The sequence below is a fragment of the Winogradskyella litoriviva genome, from assembly GCF_013249065.1.
GTDB classification, from domain to species: Bacteria; Bacteroidota; Bacteroidia; order Flavobacteriales; family Flavobacteriaceae; genus Winogradskyella; species Winogradskyella litoriviva.
Genome location: NZ_JABRWQ010000001.1, coordinates 261724 through 278443, shown reverse-complemented (window position 1 = coordinate 278443; position 16720 = coordinate 261724). Strand labels below are relative to the sequence as shown.

Genomic DNA, 16720 nt, shown 5'->3' with positions numbered 1-16720 from the left:
CTTTATAGTTTATCGTTATTATTTAATTCGGCTAATTTTTCATTTAAATAAGTAATGAATGCTTTTTCGGTTTTAATGCCATCCACTTCTTGTTCCCAAGCACCTAAAAAATAAAATACAATTGGTTTTGTGGTAGGTTTAAATTCTATTAAATAATCGTATGCGCCTTTTTTTACTTCTGTTGTGGTTTCTAATTTGTAAAAAATTGCCATTCCTAAATTATCTGGTACTAAAGTTTGTTTTCCATACGTTGCTATGTATGCCCATTTTTTATTTTCCTTTTGAATGAAATTAACACCATGATTTACAATGCCTGTAACAATACCATTTATAGCTTTTGAAGGTTGTATGGTATGTTTAGTATAGCGTTGGTCTGGAGCAATACTTAATGTTGATTTTAAATCGATTTTATCTTTGCCAGTTTTCCAACCTTTGTATTGAATGGTGACTGTAGAATTACTTTCGGTATTCTTAATAGTAGCATGCGTATTATCTACTTCTTTAAAATGAAGCACATTATTGTCAACCAATCTTCCAATAGATCCAATACCAAGACCTTTACCAACTTTTAAAATGTCTTGTCCCCAAGATTGAGTCTCATGATAAGAATCGAATCCATCTTGACCAACTTGTGATAGCACCATATTATCGGTAGTTTTCCCGAAGATATCAATAGCATTTCTCCAGTCTAAATACAATCTGTAACCAATTTTATTATTTTCCCAACCTGGACCTTCGTAGCGTAAATACCAAGTATGGTCTGTATGATTATCTGGTACTTGTAACTGGTTTACGTTTTTAAAAGATGTACCACCATTGTATTCTTTATGACCTCTTTCTCCATCAATCCATTTTCCGCCTTCTGCAATAGAGATTTCGGCATATGTTTTTACAGGTGACTTAACCTCTTTTTTTGCAACTTGTTCTGAAACTGCTTTCGTTTCTTCATTTTTACAAGCCAAAATGCTTATAAACATGAATACTATTATTATGTATTTGACGGTTTTCATAATTAATTAGGTTTAAATTGATTATCAAGAAACGTTACAATATGTTTTGTTGTTTCCTTAAAATAAGGATTAAATCTTCGGTTTTAGAAATATTATCAATGGAATTAGAAAGAGCAATTGAAATGTTTGAAAATGTTTTTATTTCTTTTTTAAAAGTGCTTTGTATAGTATAGCTAGTATCAACCTCCAGTTTTTGTAATGCAAAATTTGAAGTTAGGTTGAAAACAAAATATAAAACGTATATCTATTTTTTAGCTAACATAAAAACCGCTAAAGTTTATAAAAAATAAGCCTGATTTTAAGGATCAGGCTTATTAAAACTAATTCAAACAAAATAATTACTAAAATTATATTATTAAAAATCTTCTACCTTCTTAATTATAAGCAGGGTTTTGAGGAAAATCTTTATTTTGATTTAAATCTAAAGCCGCTTGTGGTATCGGTCTTAATATTTTAAGTTCACCATTAGCTCCATTAAAATTAGCAGCATCAATTAAATAATTATGCAACGATGCACGTTCTACTAATTTTCCTGTACGTTTTAAATCGAACCATCTGTGATATTCACCAAATAATTCTCTAGCTCTTTCATCTAATAGTACATCTATATCGTATGCTGCTAAGGGAGTTGTTAAACCTGCTCTTTCTCTTACAGCATTTAGTTTTTGTAAGCCTAATGCTGGGTTTGTTTGTAAATAAGCTTCAGCAGCTATAAGATAGGTGTCTGCAAGTCTAGATAAAACTATATCACGAGAACTTACTCTAGCATCATCAACAAATTGAACGGTTGGGTCATCAAACTTTTTAGTCGGAATTGTTTCGTAGTCACCACTAACAACACCTGCTGCATAAGTTCCCCATAAGCGAATTTGTGCTTCTGGATGTGATACAGCATATGCATCTATATCTGCTTGAGTAGCCCATTGAGGCGCGTAATAATGTCTAACTTCTAAACCACTAGTGTCATCTACTTCAAAAGCATCAAAATATCGCATATAAGCTTCTGTCATAAACGTTGCTTCGTATCTTTCATCTTCTTGAGTAAATAATTCTAAAGCAAAATCTGTAGCTAATAATGTGTAACTTTTCCATCCTGCATCTCCTGCAAATTCAGAACCTCCTAAATAAGGTCCAAAATAATTTGCTTGCTTGTTTCCTAATTCTGTTGGATCTACACTAATAGAACTTTCATCATATTGAACAGAAAAAATGGTCTCTGCATTCATCTCATTACCTGGAAACCACAAATCGGCAAATGGAATGGATAAAGATTGACCTGCAATTGCATCTTCAGCATAGCTTGCTGCGTTAGCAAAGTCATTTGCATCTGCAAAAGTCTCATATGCTCTTGTTAAGTGTACTTTAGCTAATAAATGTTGAACAGCTCTTTTTGTTACTCTTCCAGAGAATGGTTGATCATTTACCATGGATAAAGCTTCTCCTAAATCTGTTAAGATTAAGGCATATACTTCTTCTGCAGAATTTCTATCAAAATATAGGGTAGGAGAGTCAATATAATCTGTTACAATTCCTACTCCACCATATGTTTGTACTAACAAAAAGTATGCATTTGCTCTCATATATTTAACCTCACCAATTAATGTACTTAATTCATCGGTTTGAGCAGTGATCGCAGAATAATGCAAAGCTATATTTGCCTTTTGAATTGCCGCATAACATGATTCGTAAAGTTGATCTACACCAACAGAAGATGAATTTAGTTGAGAATATTGAGATAGTCCTTCTGGTTCTGAACCTCTACCAGACCCTACTGCATATAAATCAGTACCAGCGCAGAAAACGTAAGCATCACCACCGTATATTTCACGTAATTGTGAGTAATTGGCGTTAACTAAAGCATTAAAACCTTCTGAGGTTGTATAAAAAGTCTCTGCGTCTGCATTCGCAAGATTATCTTCTTCTATAAAGTCTGAGCAAGAGCTAACAACAAATGCTAAGATTCCTAATATTAATATTTTTTTCATAATTCTTTTTTTAAAATTTTAAACTTAAACCTAATTGATATGTTACAGAACTTACACGTGCAATATTATATCCTGCTACAGCCCATTCTGGGTCATAACCTTCATAATCAGTAATTACAAATGGATTTAATACGTTAACGTAGATTCTACAACTCTTAATTTTTAGTTTATCTACAACATCATCACTTAAAGTATAACCTAAAGCTATATTTTTTACTTTAATAAATGATGCATCTCTATAATAACCAACTCTGTCATTTCTCCAGTAAGTTCCTGCATTACGCGGTTGAGGATAAGAGTTTGATGCTTGAGCAGGAATACCTGCAGCATTTGCTGGAATATACCAATCTGCAATATCTAATTTTTGACGACCTCTATCTCTTACATCAGTGAAATTTTGGTGGAATTCACTATAAGCAAACACACCTTGATTAGTGAATGCAGAAATAGTAAGGTCAAAATTTTTGTATTTTAAATTAGAATTGAAACTTCCAGACCAATCTGGATCAGAATTACCTAATATAGTTCTATCATTATTAGCGTCAATTACGCCATCGCCATTTAAATCTTTTACTTTTGCTTGGCCCTCAGATTGCCCATAAGAGGCAGCTTCATCTGCTTCATCAGCTTGCCAAATACCGTCAAACACGTAATTATAATAAGAATTTAACGATTCTCCTAAATGAAGATTATTACCTATATCTGAAACTTCACTTTGCCCATAAATAGATTCTAATTTATTAGTGTTTTTTGTAAAAGTAAATGTAGTACTCCAAGTTAAATTATCAGTTTGAATATTTCTTGTAGTTAAAAGTAGTTCAACCCCTTTATTACTAACAGAACCAACGTTTGCAAAAGTTGATTTCCATCCTGACTCTAAAGGTAGAGCTTGTGCATAAATAAGATCTTCAGACAATCTATCATAAACATCTAAACTACCAGTGATTCTATTTTTAAATAACCCAAAGTCTATACCAACATTAAATTCTCTAGTTTTTTCCCAAGTTAATTCACTATTTGCTAAAGTTTCTGCTAACCATCCATTGGCAGAAGTACCATCAAAATCGTAATATAATTGTTGATTTAGAGCATTAAGAGTTGAATACGCATCTACATTATCGTTACCTGTATACCCAACACTTACTCGTGCTTTTAAATTAGAAATAGTTTCATTATCTGCTAAAAAAGATTCTTCACTAGCTTTCCATGCTAATGCAACCGATGGAAAAGATTCCCATTTATTACCTGCTGATAACACAGATGACCCATCCCATCTGTTAGATGCAGTAACCAAGTATTTATCTTTATATGCGTAATTTAAACGAACTGCATAAGAGTTTAAAGTCTTTTTAATATAGTTAGAACCTAAATTAAATGTTCCAGATTCACCAGATCCAATGTTATAGAATCCTGTTTCAAAAGGTTGCTGTCTTGAACTTAAAAAAGAGCTTTCTGTAACATTAGAGTACAGACTTTGTAATCCTAAAAAGTTAAAAATGTGATCTTCATTTAAAGTGTAATTTATATTAAATTGGTTATCCCAAGTATAGTTATAATTCTCACTTTTAGTAAGTGATGACAAAGGAAGATTTTCATTACTTATACCTGCATTTGTTAAAGCTCCTGAAAATTTGCCTTGTCTAGTATTATTATAATTTCCTGAATAAGTAGTCTTTAGTGTTAACCATTCTAAAGGTTTATATTCTAAATACAAGTTTCCAAAAGTTCTCCATCTTTTAATTTCATTTGATGAATTGGCAATTTCTAATAATGGATTAAATGTACTTGTTTTATTGATTGCATAAGACCCATCAGGATATCTTAATTTACCAGGTTGATCTTGGTATTCACCAACAAGTTCGTTGCCATTTTCATCTATTTTCCAAGGCGTTAGGAAAGGGTTTAATCTAAAGGCTTCTCGCATTGCAACATCACTACCTAATTGTTCATCAGTGCGAGCAACTGTAATATTAGCTCCTGTTGAAAATTTCTTATTTATTTTATGGTTTACACCTACTTTAAATGTGTATTTATCAATGGATTCATTTGGTACATTACCTGTTTCGCTTTGCAACCCTAAACCTAAATTATATGATAATCCATTATCTGCCCTTCCGTTAATACTTAAATAGTTATTTTGTTGTGTTCCACTTTGAAGCACAGCGTCATACCAATCAAACGTATCATTATTTGTAGCTCTTTCTAAAAGCACAGTGTTGGCAGTACCTACAACAGAAGCTGCTAACATATCTGCAGTTGTTGTTGATGCATCTCCTCCATTAGTTGTTGCGAAATAAGCAGATTGGTGATAGTACCACCATTTTGATCCATCCATCATTTCTGGTAATCTTGCTACTTCTTTTGTACCAAAAGAAGTTTCATAAGAAATATTTAAACCAGATTTAGCAGATTTACCACTTTTAGTTGAAACAATTATTACACCACTTGCACCTCTTGAACCATAAATTGCAGCAGATGATGCATCTTTTAAAACATCTATTCTATCTATATCTTGAGGATTCAAAAAAGAAATATCATCTGTTGGCACACCATCTACTACAAATAATGGTTTTGTTTCACTCAATAATGAGTTATTACCTCTAATTGTAATATCAAAACCATCTCCTATACGACCAGAAGATGAAGAAATTTGCACACCAGGTATATTACCTTGAATGGCCTCTAACGGGCTAGTAACATTTTTTTCTGTTACATCAGATGCACTAATAGAGCTAACAGATCCTGTAAGATCTGATTTTTTAACAGTTCCGTAACCAACCACTACTACTTCGTCTAATGATTCTGAACTTTCTTTAAGTGTAATATTAATGACATTACTTTCTCCTACATTAATTTCCTGACTTGCGAAGCCTACATAACTAATAACTAATACAGCATCTGAATTAGTAACCATAAAAGAGAACTTACCGTCAAAATCTGTGGTTGTTCCATTACTAGTGCCTTTTTCTAAAATGTTTACACCAGGAATTGGCAATCCAGTTTCATCAATAATAGTACCGCTTACAGGAGTACTTCTTTCTTGAGCATACATTTCATTACCCATGAGCACGCTCAGAAAAAGGAAAATTGTGCAACACAATTTTAGTGATTTTCTAAATAAAAGTTTGATGTTCATAATTTAATTGTTTAATTCAGATTAGTTATTGTTTATTTATTATTCATTTTATTTCTTCAACAGGCAATCCATTAATTTTTGTATTTACTAATTTAATGTTTGCAACATTTTCTATAGAGATTTCTTTTTTAGCTTTTGCTATTACCACATTTTTTAGTGTTACATTTTGTATTGGAGACTCCACATAACCTCTTGCTAAAATTCCAAATTCACCTCCATTTTTAACGTTAATATTTTCTAACAGTATATTTCTAACTTCAGGAATAAAGGTTCCTGTTTGGTTACTATAAATCCCATAAAACATGTTAATTTTTAAAACCGCTTCTTTAACCTGACCTACTTCTATATTTCTTACATAAACGCCATCTACAGTACCTCCTCTTCTAGAATTTGTTTTAATTCTGATTGCTCTGTCTAAATTTGGACTATCCATCGTACAATTATCTACAAAAACATTAGATACACCAGCGGACATTTCACTGCCTATTACAACACCTCCATGACCATCAATCATTTTACAGTTTTGCACTACTATATTCTCACTTTTTATAGCTACTCTTCTGCCTTCTCCATCTCTACCTGCTTTTATAGCTATGCAATCATCACCTGTATTAAAAGTGCAATTCTTAATTAATATGTTTTTAGAATACTCTGGATTGCAACCGTCATTATTTGGACCATGAGAATCTATCGTAACGCCATCTACAATAACATTTTTAGATTTTATAGGATGTATAACCCAAAAAGGAGCGTTAATAATTTTTACGCCTTTAATTAATACATTTGAACAATTAAAAGGCTCAATAAATGTTGGTCTTAAATAATGATTATCTCCAAAAACCCTTTTGTTTAGAGGACTTCCGTTTTCTCCAAATTTCATTAATCTAGGAAGGTTTAAACTATCTCTTTGTGATGGCATTCCTTCTTTCCAACCATATTTATTTCCCATGCTCCAAGGCCACCAATTCTCATTACTAGCTTGACCATTTAACACACCGTCTCCTGTTACAGCAATATTATTTGCTTGATAAGCATAAATTAAAGGTGAATAATTCATTAATTCCATTCCTTCGTATGAAGTATGCACCAATGGATAATAATCTGAAGGGTTAGTACTAAATACTATTACTGATCCTTTTTCTAGGAAAAGATTAATGTTGCTTTTTAAATGAATTGGTCCTGTATAGAATTTACCAGAAGGTACAATAACTTTTCCTCCTCCCATTTCATAACACTTCTCTATTGCTTTACTAAACGCATCAGAATTATTTGTAACACCATCTGCGATTGCTCCGAAGTCAACTATGTTATAAGATATATCTTGAAAGGTTGGCTCTTTTAAATTATCAACTATTTGACGCATTAATTGCCAAGGAGAATTTTTGTCGGTTACATTTGCAACTTCTTCGCTAACCTCTATTTTACATGCAATAAAAACAACAGGTAAGGCCATAAGATAAACCAACCTTTTAAGACCAATTTGTTTATTAAAAACTCTAACTGCTTTTTTTATGTTTTTCATAAAAATTTATTTAATAAAAGCACATTTAATAAAAATCTCCGGATAAACATGTATTCTGTAAAATGTAATCGATTGCACGAAAATAATAAATTATCTTTGAACAAACAAGTGTTTTCATTGTTTTCCTTAATTTTATGTTAATAAATCACATATTATTAATGCTGAATCTATGTAATGGTGTTTATGTCCTTGATTATTTTTTAATATTGTAATCGATAACACTTAGATTTTTGTTATTAAAGTCTTATTTTTACAATACAACTTTAAACAATATCACACAATTGATGGGTAAGAAAACTACTATTTACGATATAGCCAAAAAGTTAGAAATAACTGCTGCTACTGTTTCTAGAGCTTTAAATAATAGTCCTAAAATTAGCAAAAAAACAAGAGAGCTTGTTTTAGAAACGGCGAAAGAAATGAATTACGAGCAAAACAAACTTGCTTTAGCGCTTAAAAGTGGTAAGAGTAATAATGTAGGCGTTATTGTACCTCGTATAGATAGCAATTTTTTTGCATCTGTAATTAGAGGTATTGAAGAAGAATTATTCGCTAATGGATACCATGTGATTATTTGTCAAACTCATAATGATGAAAACATTGAAATTGAAAACATTAACACGCTTTTAAATGCTCAAGTAGATGGTGTTTTAATGTCTATTTCGAATGTTGATGTCTATAAAAATAAAAGCTTTAATAGAATTTTTAAAAAGCAAGTTCCGCTGATATTTTTTGATAGAAAGGCAAATATTGAAGGTGTTAGCTCTGTAACAATTAATGATTTTGAAGCGGGTTATAAAGTTACTAAACATTTAATTGAGCAAGGTTGTAAAAAAATAGCTCATTTATCTGGTAATATTCTTTTAGAAATATTTAATAATCGTTTTCTTGGGTACAAACAAGCTATAGAAGATGAAGGCATTGAGTTTAATGAAGATTATGTTATTAGAATTAACAGTACAGTTGAAGATGGTAGAAATGCTGTTAAGAAATTATTAAGTTTAAAAAATCCACCCGATGGTATTTTCTCTTCTAGTGATTATGCTGCTTTAGGAGCTATACAAGAACTAAAGGCTAATAACATTAAAATTCCAGACGATATTAGTATTGTAGGATTTGCAAATGAGCCTTTCACAAAATTTATGGAGCTATCAATTTCTACCGTTGATCAATCTCCTGTTGAAATGGGAAAAATTGCTGCAAACGTATTTTTAGAACAGGTTAATAATACCGATAAATCTAAAATTGAAAAAAAAGTTGTACTCACACCTGAATTATTAATTAGGAAATCTTCTTTAAAGAAGGACATTACCAAATAACATTAAGCTCACTTATACTTATAAAATAAAAACGCCAAGATTAAATCTTGGCGTTTTATATAACATAAATTAACTTTAAAGAGAAACACCTCTTCGCCAAGGGATAAAATCATTCTGATTTAAAAGTTTAGCTTTTGTGGTAATTATTCCACTGGCTACTTTTATAATGAATTCTAACATTTCATCAGCCATTTCTTCAATGGTTTTTTCACCACGAATCACAGCTCCAGTTTCAATATCTATAATATCAGGCATCTTTTCTGCAAGTTCAGTATTCGAAGACACTTTAATTATTGGTGCAATAGGGTTTCCTGTTGGTGTTCCTAAACCAGTAGTAAACAAAACCATATTAGCTCCAGAACCTACAATAGCAGTAGTACTTTCTACATCATTTCCTGGTGTACATAACAGGTTGAGACCTGGCTTGGTAATATACTCGCCATAATCTAAAACATCTTGAATTGGTGATGTGCCACCTTTTTTGGCTGCACCAGCAGATTTCATAGCATCTGTAATAAGTCCATCTTTAATATTTCCTGGTGAAGGATTCATATCAAATCCTGATCCAGCGTCTACTACAGATTTTTCATAGGCCTTCATTAATTTTAAAAACTTTGCCCCTTTTTCATCATCAACACAACGATTTACTAACTCTTGTTCAACTCCGCATAACTCAGGGAATTCTGCTAAAATGGCTGTTCCGTTTAAAGCAGTTAACATGTCTGAAACAGCTCCCAAAGTAGGGTTGGCAGATATTCCTGAAAAACCATCTGATCCACCACATTCTAATCCAATTTTTAATTTAGATAAAGGTGCTGGTTTACGTTCTATTTGATTCGCCTTTTTTATTGCTTCAAAAGAATCTTTAATAATCGTAGAGAGCATTTGATCAACTGTTCCCATTTGTTGTTGCTCATAAATTAGAACGGGTTTGCTTAAGTTCTTATTAATGCTATTTAGCGCTTCCTGAAAAATATTAATTTGAAGGTTTTGACAACCCAAACTAAGTACAGTTGCTCCTGCTACATTAGGGTTGTTTACATAGCCTGCTAGTAATTTAGCTAAACTTTCTGAATCTTGTCTAATACCACCACAACCACCTGGATGCGTAATAAATTTTACATCAATATTATTAAAAACATCTGATGAAGTTGATGCAACTTCGGTTTCTTCATTACCACTAACCAATGAGCGCAAGAGCATTTGATGTGGATTAACTTTTTGTTTTAATAACTCTTTTTCAAAAACGTCTTTTAAAATTTCAACATTTCTGTTTTCACAAAATACTAAAGGAAAAAACAACCATACATTTTCTGTTCCTACCTGTCCATCTTCTCTATGATAGCCTAAAAAAGTTCTATCTTTCCACTTATCTACGTTAGGAGCTGTCCAGTTAAAAGTTTCTGTTTTACCAAATACTTTTTCACTTTGATGCTTAACATTCTTTATAGTTAAAACATCTCCTTTTTCTATAGTGCTATTAGCTGTTCCCACAAGAACACCATACATGATAATTCTATCTCCAGGCTCAAATCTATTTAAAGCAATTTTGTGTTTTGATTTTGTGTCTGATAATATGTTTATTTGTTCTTCTTCAAAAGCAATAACCTCTCCTGCCTTTAAATTTATTAAAGCCACAGCAACATTATCTGATGAATTTACTTTTATTATTTTGTTTTGCATCCTAATAATAGGTTATCTTTTAACTGGTTTTACTGTAATTTTCAAAACCTTTTTCTATACCATTCTCTTCTATTTCTTTTAAGGCCAAAGTTACTGAATTGGTTAAATTTTTGACTTTAGTTAAATCTTCTCCCCAATATTTTTCTTGGCTTAAACTAGTTTTGGCTACCTCATTAAAATCATTAGATTTCCAAATTTCTGAAAAATGAGAAACAATATCTTCACTATCATTTATTGGTAAATTTTCGCCTTTCCAAGTACCTTTATAAAAACGAATTAAGCACGCTAAAGCAAATGTTAGATTTGTTGGTAATTTGCTATGCGTGTTTTCATATTCTAACAAACTAGGTAAAACGCGAACCTTAAATTTTGAAATTGAATTTAAGGCAATATCAGCAAGTTGATGCTTGATGAATGGGTTTCTAAAACGGTCTAAAACTTCATCAGCAAAACTATTTAGTTCTGCTTTATCCATATTTAAAGTATCAATAATTTCACTAAAAATGGCTTCATTAATAAACGTTCCAGTAAATGCATTATCTACAGATTGTTTTACTGTTTTATTTCCGTAAAGTAAAGAGAAAGGTACCATTGCTGTGTGCGCACCATTTAATATGCGAACTTTTCTAGTTCTATAAGGTTGCATATCGTCAACAATTTTTACATCTAAATTTGTTTTATCAAATGGTAGTTTCGTTTTTAATTCGTCTCCTCCTTCAATAACCCATAATAAAAATGCTTCTGCTGCTACTATTAATTTATCTTGATAGTCTAACTGATTATTATAACTCTCTATTTCATCTTTTGGATAACCAGGTACTATTCTATCTACTAATGTACTATGAAAAGAATTGTTTTCTAAAAGCCAAGTTTTAAAGTCATTGCCTAAATTCCAATAGTTAATATACTTTACTAAAATTTCTTTTAATGTTTCTGAATTATGGTTAATCAGTTCACACGGTATGATGGTTAATCCTTTACTTGCATCTCCATTAAAGTGCTTAAACCTTTCGTATAAAAGCACAGTTAATTTTGCTGGAAATGAACTTGGTGGTTGCATTGAAGGTGTATCTGATGCTACATAAGCTATACCAGCTTCTGTTGTGTTAGATATTATAAACTCTAATGATTCTTCTTTAGCTAAACTTAAATAGTCGCTAAAATTAGAATAAGGGTTTACTGCTTTTACTATGTTAGAGATTAATTCAATATCTTGAATTTCTTTACCTTTTTTTACACCTTTCATAAATAGAGTGTACAATCCATCTTGAGCATTTAAGACTTCTACCAATCCTTTTTCTATTGGTTGTACAACTGCTATTCCAGCATTATAATTGATTGATTTGTTCAATTCGTGAAATGCATAATCTATAAAAGCTCTTAAGAAGTTACCTTCTCCAAACTGAACAATTTTGATTGGAAGTTTATCTTCTAAACCTGTATTTTTTCTATTTAAATTTTTCATTTCTTACATTTAAGACTATAAATTCCCACCTTCAATTGGCTTTAGATTCTCATCTAACGGTGTCATTTTAGGCATTAATATATGTACCAAACCTAAAATAATTAGATAGCAAGAACCTGCAATTAAGAACGCCCAGAAATAACCGCTATTTCCTGCTGTATCAAGCACAGAACCTAAAGCTTTATCTGCTATTATTCCTGCGACAGCACCAATCATACCTCCAATACCAACAACTGAAGCTGTTGCCTTTCTTGGGAATACATCTGAAACCAATGTGAAAATATTTGCAGACCAAGCTTGATGTCCAGCTGCGCCAAAACCAATAAGTGCAATTGCTAACCATTTGCTATCTGTAATTGCTACAAAGCTTACAGGAAGAATAACTAAAGCACATATTAAAAGAGTTATTTTTCTAGCCTTATTAATGCTCCACCCTTTTCTCATTAAAGCACCTGAAAGATATCCTCCGAAAATACTTCCAAAATCAGCTAAAATATAAATAACAAAGAATGGTAATGCTATGTTTTTAATATTTACATCGAAAGTCGCTGCTAAAAATTTTGCTCCCCAGAAAAGGTAAAACCACCAAACAGCATCTGTTATTTTTGCTAATCCAAAAGCCCATGTTTGACGTTTGTTAAGCACACTCTTCCATGGTAACTTTTCTTCATTTTCATTCTCTGAATCGCTTTGAATATATGCTAACTCCTCTTTGGTTACTTTAGGATGCACTTCTGGTTTTTTATACATTCTAAACCATAATACCACCCATAAAGCACTTAATGCACCTGTGATTAAAAATGGAATTTGCCAGTTTTTTCCGTTTTCGTGTACAATCCACCCAACAACAAAAGGAGCAGCAATGGCTCCAATACTTGTGGCTGCATTAAATAAACCTGTTGCAAAAGCTCTGTCTTTTTTTGGAAACCATTCGGCTGTAGTTTTTATGGCTGCTGGAAAGTTACCAGCTTCACCAAATCCTAAACCAAATCGTGCAGCTGCAAACCCAATTACACTAAATCCAGGTCTAACCAATGCATGTAACATTCCGAAAACACTCCAGATGGCAATTGACAAGGTATATCCTTTTTTTGTACCTAGACGATCTATTAAACCACCCATTGAAAGCATACCAATGGCATAAGCAATTTTAAATGCAATCATGATGTTGGCATAATCACTGTTTGTCCAACCAAACATTTTTTCTAATGTTGGAGCCATTACGCCTATAATACTTCTATCAAAATAGTTTATTGTAGTGGCAAACATTAAAAGCGCTAAAATTCTATAGCGATATGTTCCTATTTTTTGGTTAGTAGAATCCATTGTTAGTTATTTAGATTTGTTTATTAAAAATTAAAATATTCTTTTGCGTTATGATAGCTAATATCTGAGACCATTTTACCTATCCATTCTATATCATTAGGCAATTCTCCTCTTTTTATTTCATCTCCCAAAAGATTGCAAAGGACACGTCTAAAATATTCGTGTCTTGGAAAAGACAAAAAGCTTCTAGAGTCCGTTAGCATGCCAATAAAACAACTAATTAGTCCCATATTTGATAAGGCATTTAACTGTTTAGTCATTCCGTCTTTTTGATCTAAAAACCACCACCCAGATCCTAATTGAACTTTTCCTTTTATGCTTCCATCATTAAAGTTACCTATCATGGTTGCCATTACTTCGTTATCGGCTGGATTTAAGTTGTAAATAATGGTTTTTGTTAATTTATCTTTACTATCTAATGCATTTAAAAATGCTGATAGTTTTTGAGCTTGTGGAAAATCACCTATAGAATCCCATCCTGTATCTGGACCTAAAATTCTATGCATACGTGCATTATTATTTCTTAAAGCTCCTAGATGAAATTGTTGAACCCAACCATATTGATGATACGTTTCTGATAAAAACAGTAAAATTGCACTTTGAAATTTTAGCGCTTCAATATTACTTATTTCTTTATTCTCTCGTTTCTTTTTAAATATTGAATTTACTTCGCTTTCAGTAAATTTCTCGAAATATATTTGGTCTAAACCATGGTCGCAAAGCTTACAACCATTTTTGTTAAAATAGTCAATTCTATTTTTTAGCCCTGTACATAAATCATCAAAGGAATTGATGTTAACTCCTGCAACCTCACCTAATAAATCTATATATTCATTGTAACCGTCATTAGAAATTAAAATAGCTTTATCTGGTCTAAACGCAGTATTAACCTTTACACTAAAACCACTTTTTGCAAGTTTTTGATGGTGCTCTAAAGTATCTGTAGGGTCTTCAGTAGTACATACAACTTCAGCATTTACTTTTTTTAATAAATTCTGGCATGAATAGTCAGGGGAATTTAGTTTCTCTAAAGTTTCTTGATAGATTTTATCTGCAGAATTTTCGTTTAATAAATCATTAATACCAAAATATCGAGACAACTCTAAATGTGTCCAATGATACAATGGATTACGCATTGTATATGGTACAGTTTTAGCCCAATTAGTGAACTTGTCTTTATCTGTAGCATCTCCAGTAATAAACTTTTCATTAACACCCAAAGTCCTCATTGCGCGCCATTTATAATGGTCACCATTTATCCAAACATTTGTAATGTTATTGAAAATTTTATCTTCAGCAATTTCTTGTGGAGGTAAATGGTTGTGATAGTCTATTATAGGCTGATTTTTTGCGTAATTATGATATAATTCTTCAGCGTATTTGTTTTCTAGTAAAAAATTATCATGAATAAATGTCGTACTCATCTTTACTTTTTTTATGAATTATTCTTCATTTGAAGGTTTACCAATTGTGGCTAGAATTCCGCCATCAACATATAGTATTTGTCCATTTACAAAATCACTTGCTTTAGAGGCTAAAAAAACGGCTGCACCAGCCAAATCATCTGGATTTCCCCAGCGAGCAGCAGGTGTGCGACTTATAATAAACTCATTAAATGGATGGCCATTTACTCTAATTGGAGCTGTTTGCGATGTTGCAAAATATCCTGGTCCAATTCCATTAGTTTGGATATTATATTTAGCCCATTCTGTAGCCATGTTTTTAGTTAACATCTTTAATCCTCCTTTTGACGCAGCATAAGCAGAAACTGTATTTCTACCTAATTCACTCATCATAGAATTTATGTTAATAATTTTTCCAGCTTTTCGAGGAATCATTTTTCTTCCTACATATTTTGAAACAATGTATGGACCAACTAAATTAACATCAATAACCGCTCTAAAATCATCTGATTCCATATCTTCCATTGGAATTCTTTTAATAATGCCAGCGTTATTTATTAATATATCTATAGGCCCAACCTCATTTTCTATAATATCGATGTGTTTTTCTACAGCTTTATCATCAGTAACATCAAATACATATGTGTGCACTTTTAGGCCTTCTTTTTCATACTCTAGTTTCGCCTCTTCAAGCGTATCTTTGGAGTAATTGTTAATAATTAGTTCTGCACCTGCATGTCCCAATCCCTTTGCCATTGCCATTCCTAATCCATGTGTTGCACCAGTAACTAATGCTCTTTTTCCGGTTAAATCAAATAATAATTGCGACATAATTTATTTTAAATCAGCTATTTTACAAACATCCATATCACCATAATCCAAATTCTCTCCAGCCATTCCCCAAATAAAAGAGTAACTAGATGTTCCTGAACCTGAGTGAATTGACCATGGTGGTGATATTACTGCTTCACCATTTGCCATCCAAATATGACGTGTTTCTTGGGGTTCTCCCATAAAATGACAAACCGCTTGATTTTCCTTTATCTCAAAATAGAAATAAACTTCCATGCGTCTGTCATGTACATGAGCAGGCATTGTATTCCAGCTACTTCCGGGTTTAATAGTGGTCATTCCCATTTGTAACTGACAAACATCAACTACACTGTTAACTATGTATTTTCTTAGTGTTCTTGCATTTGCAGTTTGAGGAGAACCTAATTCAATCACCTCTACATCATCAATTGCAATTTTTTTATTTGGAAATTTTTTGTGTGCTGGAGTTGAATTTAAGTAAAACTGTGCAGGCTTATCTGATAATTTACTAGAAAACGTCACATCTTTGTTACCTTGGCCAATGTACAGTGCTTCTTTGTGTTCTAAATTATATGTTTTACCATCTACTATCACAATTCCCGAATCACCTATATTAATGATGCCTAATTCTCTTCTTTCTAGAAAAAAGCTAGATTTTAATTGGTCTATTGATTCTAGTTTAACAGCTTTTTCAACAGGTTTTACACCCGCTACCATAAATCTATCATAATGAGAATACGTCCAATTTAATTTATCTTTTTTTATTACGTTTTGAATTAAAAACTCATCACGTAATTCTTGCGTATTTAATGCTTTAACTGATGATGGGTTAGAAGCATATCTTGTATTGTGTTTCTTCATAAAAAAATAGTATTGTAATCGATTACACAAATATAAAATAAATTATTTTAAAACCTAATAATGATTAGTTTAAATTAATGTCTAAAGTTGATGTTAATAAGGATAATAAGAATGTTTGTATTATAAATTGTGAAATTTGCCTTATAGTATATGTTGTTTTATTTTCACTATGTCGATAAAGTTTTTTTAACCTTAAA

11 protein-coding genes are annotated in these 16720 nt (G+C 31.8%); 1 reads left to right on the top strand and 10 read right to left on the bottom strand.

Annotation, left to right across the window (positions count from 1 at the left end; all coding sequences use genetic code 11):
• Window positions 1-2: 2 nt before the first annotated feature.
• From HNV10_RS01090 to HNV10_RS01075, 4 genes are all read right to left on the bottom strand, one after another.
• Window positions 3-1010 (bottom strand): DUF4861 family protein, encoded by a 1008-nt coding sequence (locus HNV10_RS01090; protein WP_173299485.1) that lies wholly within the window; start codon window positions 1008-1010, stop codon window positions 3-5.
• Window positions 1011-1384: 374 nt separating this feature from the next.
• A complete protein-coding gene (locus tag HNV10_RS01085; RefSeq protein WP_173299484.1) occupies window positions 1385-2995 on the bottom strand; it encodes a RagB/SusD family nutrient uptake outer membrane protein in 1611 nt (536 codons plus the stop codon).
• A gap of 10 nt (window positions 2996-3005) precedes the next feature.
• Window positions 3006-6131, bottom strand: coding sequence for a SusC/RagA family TonB-linked outer membrane protein (locus HNV10_RS01080; protein WP_173299483.1), 3126 nt, complete (start codon window positions 6129-6131; stop codon window positions 3006-3008).
• Window positions 6132-6174: 43 nt separating this feature from the next.
• Window positions 6175-7653: a glycoside hydrolase family 28 protein gene (locus tag HNV10_RS01075; protein WP_241695437.1), complete on the bottom strand. Its 1479-nt coding sequence runs from the start codon at window positions 7651-7653 to the stop codon at window positions 6175-6177.
• A 284-nt stretch (window positions 7654-7937) separates the two neighbouring features.
• Here HNV10_RS01075 and HNV10_RS01070 point away from each other — a divergent pair, with 284 nt between their 5' ends.
• Entirely contained in the window at window positions 7938-8972 is a 1035-nt protein-coding gene (locus HNV10_RS01070) for a LacI family DNA-binding transcriptional regulator (protein WP_173299482.1), read from the top strand.
• A 75-nt stretch (window positions 8973-9047) separates the two neighbouring features.
• Here HNV10_RS01070 and HNV10_RS01065 read toward each other — a convergent pair whose 3' ends face one another.
• Genes HNV10_RS01065 through kduI form a run of 6 tightly spaced genes read right to left on the bottom strand, consistent with a single transcriptional unit; the run spans window position 9048 to window position 16523 of the window.
• Window positions 9048-10655, bottom strand: coding sequence for a UxaA family hydrolase (locus HNV10_RS01065; RefSeq protein ID WP_173299481.1), 1608 nt, complete (start codon window positions 10653-10655; stop codon window positions 9048-9050).
• 19 nt (window positions 10656-10674) lie between these two features.
• Complete coding sequence (locus HNV10_RS01060; RefSeq protein ID WP_173299480.1) at window positions 10675-12120, bottom strand: tagaturonate reductase; 1446 nt, start codon at window positions 12118-12120, stop codon at window positions 10675-10677.
• Between the two features lie 15 nt (window positions 12121-12135).
• Window positions 12136-13446, bottom strand: a complete 1311-nt coding sequence (locus HNV10_RS01055) for an MFS transporter (RefSeq protein WP_173299479.1) — start codon at window positions 13444-13446, stop codon at window positions 12136-12138.
• A gap of 23 nt (window positions 13447-13469) precedes the next feature.
• Window positions 13470-14870 (bottom strand): glucuronate isomerase, encoded by a 1401-nt coding sequence (uxaC, locus tag HNV10_RS01050; RefSeq protein ID WP_173299478.1) that lies wholly within the window; start codon window positions 14868-14870, stop codon window positions 13470-13472.
• An 18-nt stretch (window positions 14871-14888) separates the two neighbouring features.
• Complete coding sequence (locus HNV10_RS01045; protein ID WP_173299477.1) at window positions 14889-15680, bottom strand: gluconate 5-dehydrogenase; 792 nt, start codon at window positions 15678-15680, stop codon at window positions 14889-14891.
• A gap of 3 nt (window positions 15681-15683) precedes the next feature.
• Complete coding sequence (gene kduI / locus HNV10_RS01040; RefSeq protein ID WP_173299476.1) at window positions 15684-16523, bottom strand: 5-dehydro-4-deoxy-D-glucuronate isomerase; 840 nt, start codon at window positions 16521-16523, stop codon at window positions 15684-15686.
• Window positions 16524-16720: the final 197 nt, after the last annotated feature.